Origin of the sequence: Buttiauxella izardii (assembly GCF_003601925.1) — a bacterium.
GTDB lineage: Bacteria > Pseudomonadota > Gammaproteobacteria > Enterobacterales > Enterobacteriaceae > Buttiauxella > Buttiauxella izardii.
Genome location: NZ_QZWH01000006.1, coordinates 321,167 through 334,386 on the forward strand (window position 1 = coordinate 321,167; position 13,220 = coordinate 334,386).

7 protein-coding genes are annotated in these 13,220 nt (G+C 55.5%); 5 read left to right on the forward strand and 2 right to left on the reverse strand.

Going from position 1 to position 13,220, the window contains the following annotated elements:
* The 3 genes from nirB (at nt 1) to D6029_RS04715 (ending at nt 8,105) form a co-directional block, all read left to right on the forward strand.
* A complete protein-coding gene (gene nirB, locus D6029_RS04705) occupies nt 1-4,068 on the forward strand; it encodes a nitrite reductase large subunit NirB (RefSeq protein ID WP_120063647.1) in 4,068 nt (1,355 codons plus the stop codon).
* Entirely contained in the window at nt 4,065-6,638 is a 2,574-nt protein-coding gene (locus tag D6029_RS04710) for a nitrate reductase (protein WP_120063648.1), read from the forward strand. The genes nirB and D6029_RS04710 overlap by 4 nt, the downstream gene beginning before the upstream one ends.
* Before the next feature lie 66 nt (nt 6,639-6,704).
* A complete protein-coding gene (locus D6029_RS04715; RefSeq protein WP_120063649.1) occupies nt 6,705-8,105 on the forward strand; it encodes a YchO/YchP family invasin in 1,401 nt (466 codons plus the stop codon).
* A 79-nt stretch (nt 8,106-8,184) separates the two neighbouring features.
* On the opposite strand, the gene narL is transcribed toward D6029_RS04715, so the two are convergent.
* Nucleotides 8,185-8,835, reverse strand: coding sequence for a two-component system response regulator NarL (gene narL, locus D6029_RS04720; protein WP_064518454.1), 651 nt, complete (start codon nt 8,833-8,835; stop codon nt 8,185-8,187).
* Nucleotides 8,828-10,612, reverse strand: coding sequence for a nitrate/nitrite two-component system sensor histidine kinase NarX (gene narX, locus D6029_RS04725; protein ID WP_120063650.1), 1,785 nt, complete (start codon nt 10,610-10,612; stop codon nt 8,828-8,830). Before narX ends, narL begins: the two co-directional genes overlap by 8 nt.
* 309 nt (nt 10,613-10,921) lie before the next feature.
* On the opposite strand from narX, the gene narU reads away from it, so the two are divergent.
* Together narU and D6029_RS04735 are read left to right on the forward strand one after the other, a co-directional pair.
* A complete protein-coding gene (narU, locus tag D6029_RS04730; protein ID WP_120063651.1) occupies nt 10,922-12,313 on the forward strand; it encodes a nitrate/nitrite transporter NarU in 1,392 nt (463 codons plus the stop codon).
* A 198-nt stretch (nt 12,314-12,511) separates the two neighbouring features.
* Nucleotides 12,512-13,219: a GntR family transcriptional regulator gene (locus tag D6029_RS04735; RefSeq protein ID WP_120063652.1), complete on the forward strand. Its 708-nt coding sequence runs from the start codon at nt 12,512-12,514 to the stop codon at nt 13,217-13,219.
* Nucleotide 13,220: the final 1 nt, after the last annotated feature.

The following is a 13,220-nucleotide window of genomic DNA, read 5'->3' on the forward strand; positions in this document are numbered from 1 at the left end:
ATGACGCGACGTCTGATTGTTATCGGCAACGGCATGGCGGCCATTCGTCTGGTGGAGCAAATTGTGGCGCGGGCAGCGGGGCGTTTCGCCATCACTGTTTTTGGCGAAGAACCCGCGCTGAGTTACAACCGCATCTTGCTCTCGCCGGTGCTGGCGGGGGAAAAGCCCGCGCTAGCGACGCAATTGCACGATGCCGCCTGGTATGTTTCCCACGGTATTGAGCTGCTGACGGGCGAAGCGGTGCGGGAAGTGGACACGCAGCTCCAGACCGTTCGCTCTGATATTCGCACTCTCAACTATGACGAACTGGTGTTCGCCACCGGTTCACGCCCGTTTATTCCGCCTATTGACGGGCACCAATTGCCGCACGTACACGGTTTCCGCACCCTGGCGGACGTCGATTCAATTCTCGGTGGCGAGGGAAATGCCGTGGTGCTCGGCGGAGGTTTGCTGGGCGTGGAAGCGGCGGCGGCACTTTGCGCACGCGGTATTCCCGTCACGTTGATTCACCGCCAGCCGTGGCTCATGGACATTCAGCTCAACCAGCAGGCAGGTTTGCTGCTTGAGGAACATCTCGCAGAACGGGGCATTCGTTGCCTGCTCAACTGCGGCATAGAGCGCATTTCTGAAACTAGCGTGACGTTAAGCAATGGCGAAGTTTTACCCGCAGGAAGAGTCATTATCGCCACCGGCGTAAAACCCAATATCGCCCTCGCGCAACAGGCCGGAATGGCTTGCCAGCGCGGAATCACCGTTGATGCCCAATTGCGCAGTTCAACGCCTCGCGTAAGCGCATTAGGTGAATGCTGTGAAATCGACGGGCAAACCTGGGGGCTGGTGGCACCATGTTTACAACAGGCCGACGTTTTAGCCGCCCGTTTATGCGGCGAATCCACGGCTGATTTTCAGTACCAGGACTGCGGCACGCGCCTCAAAGTCAGCGGCATCCCGCTATTTTCCGCAGGCGACCTTCGCGAACAGCCCGACACGCGCATCCTTACCGCTTTCGATCCTCTTTCAAAACATTATCGCTGCCTGCATTTACGCGGCGACACGCTGGTGGGCGCGTTGCTGCTGGGCGATATCAAGCCCGCGAATGCGCTTACCGACATCTTGCTCAGCGCGGCACCCGTTACGCCTGCCGCGCTGTTTGACGAATACCACTCTGATGAGCAGCCGCTGGCTGCCGGAAATGACGACATGACAAAAGCAACGCTGGTAGTAATCGGTCACGGCATGGTCGGGCACCACTTTCTGGAACAGTGCGTGGCGCAGCAACTGCACCACAGCTATCACATTGTGGTGTTTGGTGAAGAGCGCCATCCGGCGTATGACCGCGTGCATCTTTCGGAATATTTTGCCGGACGCAGCGCCGAATCGCTTTCGATGGTGCAGGGTGATTTCTTTAATAACAATGGCATTGAACTGCGTTGTAACAGCAAAATCGTGGAGATAGATCGCCAACAGCGCGTAGTGCGCGACAGTGAAGGGCGCGAAACTTACTTCGACAAGTTAGTGCTGGCAACCGGCTCGTACCCGTTCGTGCCGCCGGTTCCCGGTAACGATCTGCCCGGCTGCTTTGTGTATCGCACGCTCGACGATCTGGATGCGATTGCCGAACGCGCCCGCAGCGCCAGACGCGGCGTGGTGATTGGCGGCGGTTTATTAGGGCTGGAGGCGGCGAATGCGCTTAAACAGCTTGGCCTCGAAACGCACGTGGTGGAGTTTGCGCCCAACCTAATGGCGGTGCAGCTTGATAACGACGGCGCTGCGATGCTGCGCGCAAAAATCAGCGAAATCGGCGTGCAGGTGCATACCAGTAAATCGACCACCGCCATTACCGATACCGACGGTTTACAGCTGAATTTTGCCGACGGCGAAACGCTGCCGACCGATCTTATCGTCTTTTCTGCCGGTATCCGCCCGCAAGACGCGCTGGCAAAAACCAGCGAACTGGTGCTGGGTGAACGCGGCGGAATCGTGATTAACGATCATTGCCAAACCAGCGACAGCGCGATTTACGCCATCGGCGAATGCGCCTTGTGGGAAGGCAAAATCTTTGGCCTCGTGGCTCCGGGTTATCAAATGGCTCGTGTCGCGGCGGCAACGCTTGCGGGCGTTGAATCCGCATTCCTCGGCGCGGACATGAGCACCAAACTGAAATTGCTCGGCGTGGAAGTGGCCTCGTTTGGCGATGCTCACGGGCGCACGCCCGGCTGCCAGAGTTACCAGTGGACTAACGGCCCGCAGCAAATCTACAAAAAGATCGTCGTTTCAGCCGATAACAAAACCCTGCTCGGCGGCGTGCTGGTGGGCGACAGCAGTGAATACGCGACGTTGCTGCAAATGATGCTCAACGGCATGGCGCTCCCCGCGCAGCCGGAAAGCCTGATTCTGCCCGTATCGGCAGGCGGCGCACCAAAAGGGCTGGGCGTCGCGGCATTACCGGAAACTGCGCAGATTTGCTCCTGCCATAACGTCAGCAAAGCGGATATTTGCGCGGCGGTGAGCAACGGTGCGGGAGAGATGGGCGCAATCAAAGCCTGCACCAAAGCGGCGACGGGCTGCGGCGGCTGTTCGGCGCTGGTGAAACAGGTGATGGAATACCAACTGCAAGAGCAGGGCGTGGAGGTGAAAAAGGACATTTGCGAACACTTCCCGTACTCGCGCCAGGAAATCTACCACCTGGTGCGCGTCAACCATATCCATAGTTTTGAGCAACTGATTAGCCGCTATGGGCACGGCCATGGCTGTGAAATCTGCAAGCCGCTGGCAGCCTCGGTGCTCGCGTCGTGCTGGAATGAATATTTGCTCAAACCCGCGCACTTACCGCTGCAGGATACCAACGATCGCTACTTCGCCAACATCCAGAAAGACGGCACTTACTCGATTGTGCCGCGCGTTCCTGCAGGCGAAATCACCCCGGACGGTTTAATCGCCATCGGCCAGGTGGCAAAACGCTACCAACTGTACAGCAAAATTACCGGCGGCCAGCGCATCGACCTGTTTGGCGCACGCCTTGAAGAGCTGCCTGCGATTTGGGAAGAGCTGGTGGCGGCGGGCTTTGAAACCGGTCACGCCTACGGCAAGTCGCTGCGCACCGTAAAATCCTGCGTCGGTTCCACCTGGTGCCGTTACGGGGTGCAGGATTCCACAGGCCTCGCTATTGAGCTGGAGAATCGCTACAAAGGGCTGCGCTCACCGCACAAAATCAAAATGGCGGTGTCCGGTTGCACCCGGGAATGTGCCGAAGCGCAGAGCAAAGACATCGGCGTGATTGCTACCGACAAAGGCTGGAACCTGTACGTGTGCGGCAACGGCGGCATGAAACCGCGCCATGCGAACTTGTTCGCCAGCGATCTCGACCGGGAAACGCTAATCCGCACCATCGACTGTTTGCTGATGTTTTACATCCGCACCGCCGACCGTTTGCAGCGCACCAGCACCTGGATGGACAACCTCGAAGGCGGCATTGAATACCTGCGCGATGTGATTCTCAACGACAGCCTCGGCCTGAACGACGAGCTGGAAAAAGAGATGATCAGCGTCGTCGATACTTTCCAGTGCGAATGGCAAACCACGCTCAACAGCCCGGATCGCCTTGCGTTGTTCCGTTCGTATGTGAACAGCGAACAGCCGGACGAAGCGGTGCAGCGCCAGACTCTGCGCGGACAATTACAGCCAGTTAGCGAAGTGGTGCATCTGCCAACGGTCGCGCCAGCCAAACCCTGGCAGGCAGTTTGCAACGTTAGCGAAATCCCCGCGCAGGCGGGAATCGGCGCACGTCTTGGCGAGCAGCAAATTGCTTTGTTCCGCTTTGGCGATGCGATTTATGCCCTTGATAACCTCGAACCGGGCAGCGATGCCAACGTGCTTTCGCGCGGTATCGTCGGCGATGCGGGCGGCGAGCCGATTGTGATTTCACCACTGTACAAACATCGTATTCGCCTGCGCGACGGGCGCACTCAGGATGGCGAACAGGCGGTTCGCGCCTGGCCGGTGAAAGTGGAACAAGGCACCGTGTGGGTGGGCAGCCAGGCGCTGATTATGCGTGCGGAGGCATCATGACAAATGTTGTGCGCACGACATGCCCATACTGCGGTGTCGGCTGCGGCGTGAAAGCGCAGTCAACGGAAAATGGCTTCCAGATTAGCGGCGACGAACAGCATACGGCAAACTTTGGGCGATTGTGCGTAAAAGGCGCGGCACTGGGCGAAACGCTCGGCCTCGAAGGGCGCTTACTGCACCCGGAAATCAACGGCGAGCGCGTGGAATGGGAAACCGCGCTGGATGAAACCGCCCGTCGTCTGCAAGGGATTATTGACGAATTCGGCCCCAAAGCGGTGGCGTTTTACGCCTCCGGCCAGCTGCTAACCGAAGATTATTACGCCGGCAACAAGCTGATGAAGGGGTTTATTGGCGCGGGGAACATCGACACTAATTCGCGGCTGTGCATGTCCTCGGCGGTGGTGGGGTACAAACGCGCATTTGGCGCGGATTTCGTGCCATGTAGCTATGAGGATCTGGAGCAAACAGACTTAGTCGTGCTGGTGGGATCTAACGCCGCATGGGCGCATCCGGTGTTATATCAGCGCCTGGTCAAGGCTAAACAGCAGCGCCCGAATATGAAAGTGGTGGTCATCGACCCGCGCCGCACCGCGACCTGCGATATCGCCGATTTGCACCTGGCGCTTCGCCCAGGAACTGACGCCGCATTGTTTGTCGGTTTACTGAATGTTTTGCCGCCGCCTGAGCCAAATGCTTTTGACGGACAAACCGCCGCGCTGGAAATAGCCGCAAACTGGACGCTGGAAAAAACCGCCGACTTTTGCCAACTGGACAGTGCAGATGTGCAAACCTTCTGGCACTGGTTTGCGCAGGCCAATCGCGCCATGACGCTTTACACCATGGGCATTAATCAGTCGTCGAGCGGCAGCGACAAATGCAACGCGATTATCAATGTGCATCTGGCGAGCGGCAAAATTGGCCGCGACGGCTGTGGCCCGTTTTCGCTGACCGGGCAGCCCAATGCCATGGGCGGGCGCGAAGTCGGCGGGCTTGCCAATCAGCTCGCCTGCCATATGAATTTTGAACCTGCGGATATCGCCCGCCTTGGGCGATTTTGGGGCAGCGAGCGCATTGCCGAAACGCCGGGCTTGATGGCCGTCGAACTGTTTGAAGCGATCGGGCGCGGTGAAGTCAAAGCCGTGTGGATTATGGGCACCAATCCGCTGGTATCGTTGCCCGATAGCTCACATGTGGCGCAGGCGCTGGCGAACTGCCCGCTGGTGATTGTCTCGGACGTGGTGCGTGAAACGGACACCTCGCGCTTCGCCACCGTGAAATTCCCGGCGCTGGCGTGGGGCGAAAAAAACGGCACCGTCACTAATTCCGAGCGGCGTATTTCACGCCAGCGTGCATTTTTACCCGCGCCCGGTGAGGCGCGAGCTGACTGGTGGATTATTTCCCAAATCGCACAACGCCTGGGTTATGGCGAAGCGTTTAACTGGCAGCATTCACATGAGATCTTTTGCGAACATGCGGCACTTTCAGGCTATGAAAATAACGGCACACGCGCCTTTGATATCAGCGGCCTGGCAACGTTAGACCGCGAGCAATACGACGCGCTCGAACCGGTGCGCTGGCCAGTAACCTCAACCATTAATTCAACGTTTAAAAGCTGGCGAGCGAATGGAAAGTTCCAGTTGCTGCCAGTTGAACCGGCTTTACCGCAGGCAAACGCTGACCATTATTATCCGCTGATCCTCAATAGCGGGCGCATTCGCGATCAATGGCACACCATGACGCGCACCGGCAACGTGCCACGCCTGATGCAGCACATCAGTATGCCGTTTCTCGAAATACATCCACAGGATGCAAAACGTTACGGTGTCACTCAAAATAGCCTGGTTCGAGTCGCCTCGCGCTCCGGCGGCGTGGTGGCGAAGGTGCTGATTAGCGCAAACCAACTACCGGGGAACGTGTTTGCACCGATGCACTGGAACCAGCAGTTTGCCCGAAAAGGGCAAATTAACGGCCTGATAAAAAGCGTGTGCGATCCGCATTCCGGGCAGCCGGAAAGCAAGCAAACGGCGGTGCGTATTCAGCGCTGGCAGCCTGCGTGGCAGGGGGAGATTTTCGCCCGCGAAGACATCGCTTTTGCCGACGATATTCAATGGTGGAAACAGGCGACTTCTGGCGTGCAGCATTTCCTTTGCGCGGCAGACAGCAACGCTCAGGTATGGATTGAAACTCTCGCCACCGGACGTGGCTGGCAGTTGCAAACAGCCTGCGGTAATGGTGAGTTTTACCATGTACTGGCCTGGCAAAACGGGGAGTTACAGCTGGCGTTTTACAGCGCCAACGTCTGGCCTGAGATTAGCGCAGCGGCGGTTGTTGCGGCATTTGAACAGGCTCCGCCAACGGCCACCGAACGTCATCGTTTATTAGCTGGTAAAACGGCTGGAACCGCTGTTGATACAGGTGCGACGGTGTGCAGCTGTTTTGGCGTGGGAGAGAAAACCATTCGTGCGGCGATCGCCAGCGGGTGCAAATCAGTGGGTCAACTGGGTGAAAAACTGCGTTGCGGCACTAACTGCGGGTCGTGTATTCCAGAGCTGAAGGCATTGCTAAAGTAATACCGGAGTAATCTGTGTTTACGAGTTTGGGAATGAATTGCTGTTGTGTGATGTTATAATTTCCAGATGTTTAGAAAAGCCGTTCCATTTTTCACTTTGTCATACGCACTCCTCAGCGCAGGAGGGGCTGCCAGTACCCGCCAGACCTTTATCGAAAAAGCCGCCGATCCTTTTGACCAGTCCACCGAACAATTACCGGATTTGGGTATTGCCCCAGAAACCGATGCCGCCGCGCGTGAAATTGCTGCGATGGCGAAGAAATTTGGCGAAGCGAGTATGGTCGATGACGGACTGGATGCAGGGGATCAGGCGCGGTTGCTGGCGTTTACTCGCCTGCGAGATGTGTTGACCGACAAAGTGACCAGTGAAGCGGAATCGCTGTTATCGCCGCTCGGCAAAGCCAACATCAATTTACTGGTCGATGAACACGGGAACTGGAACGGCAGCAGCGCCTCGGTGTTTACGCCGTGGGAAGATAACAACCGTTATCTGACCTGGAGCCAGGTGGGTTTTACTCAAAAAGACGACGGCACGATTGGCAATATTGGCGCCGGGCAGCGTTGGGTGGCGGGCGATTGGTTGCTGGGCTATAACGCGTTTTATGACAATCAGCTTGCTACTCAATTACAACGTGCCGGGTTTGGCACCGAAGCGTGGGGCGAGTATTTACGCCTCTCTGCGAACTATTACCAGCCATTAGCCAGCTGGCAGGAAGGCGATAGTGAAACGCTGGAACAACGGCTGGCGCGGGGTTATGACATTACCGCGCAGGCGTGGCTGCCGTTTTATCGCCATATCAATACCAGCCTCAGTTTTGAAAAATACTACGGTAACAGCGTGGATTTGTTTGATACCGGCACCGGTTATCGTAACCCGGTGGCGGTAACAATGGGATTGAGTTACACGCCGATCCCGCTGCTGACGCTTACTGCGCAGCATAAACAGGGGGAAAGCGGTGTTTCGCAAGATAATCTCGGCCTGAAGCTCAATTACCGTTTTGGCGTTCCGGTAGCCAAACAGCTTTCTGCTGCCGAAGTAGCGACCACAAGTTCACTGCGCGGCAGCCGTTATGACAACGTAGAACGTGATTCGCTACCGGTGATGGAGTATCGCCAGCGTAAAACATTATCGGTCTTTTTGGCGACGCCGCCATGGGAACTGCACGCGGGCGAAACCGTGGCGCTCAAGCTGCAAATCCGCGCCAGCCACAAAATCCGCAATATTACCTGGCAGGGCGACACTCAGGCATTGAGCCTGACGCCGCCTGCGGATAACCGCGACACCAGCGGCTGGAGCATGATCATGCCGACATGGAACGAAAATGGCCCGAATGAATATCGGCTTTCAGTGGTGATTGAGGATGATAAAGGCCAGAAGGTGACGTCGAACTGGATTACGCTGAAACTGGCGGAGCCGCTGGTGGTGAACCCACTTGCCGATCCGCGTTATGAGTTGTTACCGCAATAACGAGTGATGTCGGGATTCGGTTTGGGGTTGTAGGGTGGATAAGCCGCAGGCGTCATCCACCACATTCACCGTTTTAACATTAAAAAATTCGATCCTGATGCACCCAAACCGCCGCTTCAACGCGGGATTTCAGCTTCATCTTTTTAAGCAGATGCTTAACGTGAACTTTCACCGTGCTTTCGGTGATGTCCAGACGGCGGGCAATCATCTTATTCGGCAAACCTTGAGCAATAAGTTTGAGAATATCGCGCTCGCGTGGCGTGAGCAGATTGACATCGCGGTCAGACGTGGCGCGGTTGGCACGTAAGCTGGCGGCCAGCACCGGCGTTAATGCTTCGCTTAAAACCATTTCACCCGCAGCGGCTTGTTGCAGCGCTTTGAGCAAATCTTCCGGTTCCATGTCTTTCAACAAATAACCATCCGCACCACGTTTTAGCGCCGTGACCACATCTTCTTCATGGTTCGAGACGCTGAACACCACAATGCGCCCCGAAAGCGGCTTCTCACGCAGGCAGTCGAGGGTTTCCAGGCCGTTCATGCCGGGCATATTTAAGTCCAGCAGAATCAAGTCCGGGTCGAGTTCCTCGGCAAGTAAAACGCCTTGCTCGCCGTTACCCGCTTCACCGACAACCGCCAGCTCCGGCGCCATACTGATGAGTTGTTTAACGCCAGTGCGCAGCATGGGATGATCGTCGATAAGCAGTATGGTCGAGGCTTCCGGGTTACTCATGTTGTGCTCCTGAGGTGATTTCGGGGATAAAACTGACGATGACTTGAGTACCGCCACCAGGGCGTTCGCGGATCTGGCAATCGCCTTTTAAGCTTTGCGCACGATCTCGCATAATAATAAGTCCGTAATGGTTGCGGCGCTCGCCGTTGTCAGGAATGCCGCAGCCGTTATCCCAGATGGTTAACGTAATTTGATTGTCTCGATGAATAACGCTGACGCCGCTCGCGGTCGCGTTGGCGTGTTTCAGGCTGTTATTTAAGGCTTCGCGGGTAATTTGCACCAGGTGAATAGCCTGATGAGAAGGCACCAGGCGCGGTGGCACCTGATAATCGAGATTGACCGGGAAACCCAGTTTTTCACTAAATTCGCGGCAACTGGCTTCCAGCGCCGGGCGCAGCCCAGGTTCGATGAGTTGCAGGCGGAAGGTGGTCAATAACTCACGTAGTTGTCGCCACGATGTATTCAACTCGCTGCGCATCTGCCCGAGCAACGTTTGCATTTCAGCGGGCAGGGAATCCCCTTGCATCTGCATACAGCTGACCTGCATTTTCAGGCATGAGAGCGATTGGGCGATGGAGTCGTGCAATTCACGGGCAATGGCGGAACGCTCTTCCATCACGACCAATTGCTGCTGGCGCTCGTACTGGCGCTCAAGCGCCAGCGTGGCGGTGAGCTGTTCCATCAGCGTCAAAACGAGCTGCTGCTGGTCGTGCGTCAGGCTGCAACCCAACGGCAATTGCGCCAGCACCAGGCCGTACTGAATGTGGTTGTCGGTTAAACGCCATTTCTGCGCTGTGGTTTCGCCAGGCTGCAACAGCGGCTCGCGCGGGCAAAGATTGCAGCCGCTGGCTTCACAGCTGCTGTCTGGCTGGTAGGTATATTCTTCGTAATTCTCTTCGTCTTCACATTCATAAACCCGCAGCTCGATATTTCGCAGCGGCGTCAAATGCTGTAACTCGCTGAGAACCGGCGACAGACGCTGGCACAGCGGAGCCTGAGAGTGCAGGCGGCGGTTGGCCTGATACAAGAAAGAGAGGATCTGGTTTTTTTGCTCCAGCCCGGCGGTTTTCTCACGCACACGCTGTTCAAGGCTGGCGTAACTTTCCGCCAGTTCGGCAGACATGCTATTCAGCGCGATGCCGAGCGTTGCCATTTCATTGCGCCCACGCACATTCACCCGGTGAGTGAAGTCACGTTGCCCAATTGCCTGCGCCATCGTCAGGAGTTTTTGCCACGGCTGCAATAGCCGCTTGCGTAACCAAATGACCGTGAAAATGATCAGCAAACCCATTAGCGCCGCCATGCCAAGTTGCAGCTGAATGATGCGCTGGAGGCGCATTTCTGTGGTGTGATCGAAGGTGGTGACGAGCTGGTCGATACGAGTGACAAACCCGGCAACATGCGGTTTGACCTGTTCGGCATTGTTGGCGCGACGCAGGGCAGGTTCGAGTTCTTCACGCCAGTAGTGTTGCAGGGCGGCTAATTTATCTTGTTGCCCGTCTTGTTCTGCCGCTTCCTGGAGATCTTTGCTCCAGGTGGTCTGCTCCATCTCATCTAAAAGCGCGCTGTCTTTTTCGCTAAGAGGGATCGCCGCCAGCAGACGGTAGCTTTGCATACGCATCGAACCCGCCTTGTTGATGGCGTGCGCATTCCCCTGAATCCCTTGTGCCAGCCAGCCTGCCAAACTCATTCCCGCGACACCCAACAACGCCAACAACAGCACAACAAGTGCCAGTTGGTTGAACAAAGTGAGTGGCGAGAGCAGGCGTTTAAGCATTAACAGAGGAACTCCGTGGAGATAAAAAAGACAATGCGCTTATTCTCAGACATCCCCTGGAGTATACCCATACCCCTTAAGGATTACCCACTAATTGCCGGAGGTGGCATATTCAGGTGTTAGGTCATTAACCCCTTCTTTCAGGCATGTGAAAAACCACACTATTTACGATTTTTAGTGTTACCCACAAAGAATGACGGTCAATTTTTAGCCATTATTCTGATGGGTTATCCCTTGATTCACATCAATTTTTATTCTTGATTAGCCCCTACTGTGACGGCAATTACTCTCACTCTTTTTGAGGTGTTTATGTCTCAGTCTCCCGCCAATAACCAGAAATCGGGATCGCTCATTACCGAATGGCGTCCGGAAGAACCTGCATTCTGGCAAAGTAAGGGCCACGGCATTGCCAGCCGTAACTTATGGATTTCCGTTCCTTGCTTACTGTTAGCATTCTGCGTTTGGATGTTGTTCAGCGCGGTCGCGGTAAACCTGAACAAAGTCGGCTTTAACTTCACCACTGACCAACTGTTTATGCTGACCGCGCTGCCGTCAGTGTCCGGTGCATTACTGCGCGTGCCGTACTCCTTTATGGTGCCTGTTTTCGGCGGTCGTCGCTGGACGGCGTTCAGCACCGGGATTTTGATTATCCCTTGCGTGTGGCTGGGCTTCGCGGTGCAAAACCCATCAACGCCATTTAGCGTGTTTATCATTATTGCGTTGCTGTGCGGTTTTGCGGGGGCGAACTTCGCTTCCAGCATGGCAAACATCAGCTTCTTCTTCCCGAAAGCCAAACAGGGCGGCGCGCTGGGTATCAACGGTGGCCTGGGTAACCTGGGCGTGAGTGTGATGCAGCTTGTTGCACCGCTGGCGATTTCGCTTTCCATGTTTGCCGTGTTCGGTGGAACGGGCGTTGAGCAGGCCGACGGCACTATGCTGTTCCTTGAAAACGCCGCCTGGATTTGGGTGCCGCTGCTGGCTATCTTCACCGTTGCGGCCTGGTTTGGCATGAACGACCTGGCGACCTCAAAAGCCTCTTTAAAAGAGCAGTTGCCGGTACTCAAACGTGCGCACCTGTGGATTATGGGCGTGCTTTATCTGGCAACGTTCGGCTCGTTTATCGGTTTTTCTGCCGGTTTCGCGATGCTGGCAAAAACGCAGTTCCCGGACGTCAACATTCTGCATTTCGCCTTCTTCGGCCCGCTGTTTGGTGCGCTGGCTCGTTCTGCGGGTGGGGCGATTTCAGACCGCTTTGGCGGCACGCGTGTTTCACTGCTGAACTTTATCTTTATGGCGATTTTCAGTGCGCTGCTGTTTACCACGCTGCCGCACAATGGCGTCGGCGGTAACTTTATTGCCTTCTTCGGCGTGTTCCTGATGCTGTTCCTGACGGCCGGTTTGGGGAGTGGTTCTACCTTCCAGATGATCTCCGTGATCTTCCGTAAGCTGACGATGGACCGCGTGAAAGCGCAGGGTGGAACCGAAGAGCGTGCGCTGCGCGAAGCGGCAACTGACACGGCTGCGGCGCTGGGCTTTATCTCTGCGATTGGTGCGATTGGCGGGTTCTTTATCCCGAAAGCCTTCGGCACATCCCTTGCGCTCACCGGTTCTCCGGCAGGCGCGATGAAAGTTTTCCTCGTGTTTTATATTGTGTGTGTGGTGATCACCTGGGCCGTTTATGGCCGTAAATCATCAAAATAAATTCCAACGATTGACCTTTTGGTTATCCCTTGCGCGACTTCGGTCGCGCTTTTTTTTGCCTGAAATTCCCCCTCGATCCTGCTTGTTTCTGCGAGAAACCTCACATTTAGAATAACTACCCGCCCTGGCACCATTGTCACATTCGCAGGTGAAGAGTACCGTGATAACAAATCTGGTTTAAACCAAATGGATTAAAGCATGAAAAACCATTCCACAGTTGAAGCAGCAAAAGAGATGCTCAACGACTGGCTGAGCAAAGGCGTTGTCCAGCCTGGCAGTAAGTTACCTTCCGAGCGCGAGTTAGAAGAATTATTGGGCATCAAGCGCATGACGCTGCGCCAGGCGCTGCTGTTTCTCGAAGGGGAAGAGAAGATCTTTCGTAAGGATCGTCGCGGCTGGTTTGTGGCCTTGCCGTGCTTCAAATATACGCCGAATACCTCCACCAGTTTTAAACAGGCGGCGCTGGAACAAGGGCGTTTGCCGTCCTGGGGTTTTCTGGAAAAAGAGTGCGTTTATACAGCGGAAGCAGAAATTCTGGCGCAGTTAAATGTAAAAGACGGCGAGGAAATTTACAAAATCTGCGGTTGGGGAGCGCTTGATAACCATAAAGTTTTCTATCACGAAACCTTTATCAATGCGCAGTCTGCCCCCGGTTTTATCGACAAATTAGGCGAGCGTTCTTTTGTCGAAGTATGGCGAGAAGATTTTGGCAAAAGCTCGCACACGCAGCATTTAGCGTTTAAACCCACCCGGTTATCGGCGGGCGCATGCAAAGGCATGGGCGGCACGCCGGGCACACCGTCTATTCGCGTTGAAAAATACCGTGCCGACGAATCCAGGCGCGTCATTCAGGTTGATATCGAATATTGGCGTTTTGAATCTGTAGAGTTTTATATCGATTTTTAGG

What these genes read in the sequence shown, in the direction of transcription:
- narX (WP_120063650.1), bottom strand. Translation starts at nt 10,612, where the DNA reads ATGCTTAAACGCCTGCTCTCGCCACTCACTTTGTTCAACCAACTGGCA.
- D6029_RS04715 (WP_120063649.1), top strand. Translation starts at nt 6,705, where the DNA reads ATGTTTAGAAAAGCCGTTCCATTTTTCACTTTGTCATACGCACTCCTC.
- narL (WP_064518454.1), bottom strand. Translation starts at nt 8,835, where the DNA reads ATGAGTAACCCGGAAGCCTCGACCATACTGCTTATCGACGATCATCCC.
- D6029_RS04735 (WP_120063652.1), top strand. Translation starts at nt 12,512, where the DNA reads ATGAAAAACCATTCCACAGTTGAAGCAGCAAAAGAGATGCTCAACGAC.
- nirB (WP_120063647.1), top strand. Translation starts at nt 1, where the DNA reads ATGACGCGACGTCTGATTGTTATCGGCAACGGCATGGCGGCCATTCGT.
- narU (WP_120063651.1), top strand. Translation starts at nt 10,922, where the DNA reads ATGTCTCAGTCTCCCGCCAATAACCAGAAATCGGGATCGCTCATTACC.
- D6029_RS04710 (WP_120063648.1), top strand. Translation starts at nt 4,065, where the DNA reads ATGACAAATGTTGTGCGCACGACATGCCCATACTGCGGTGTCGGCTGC.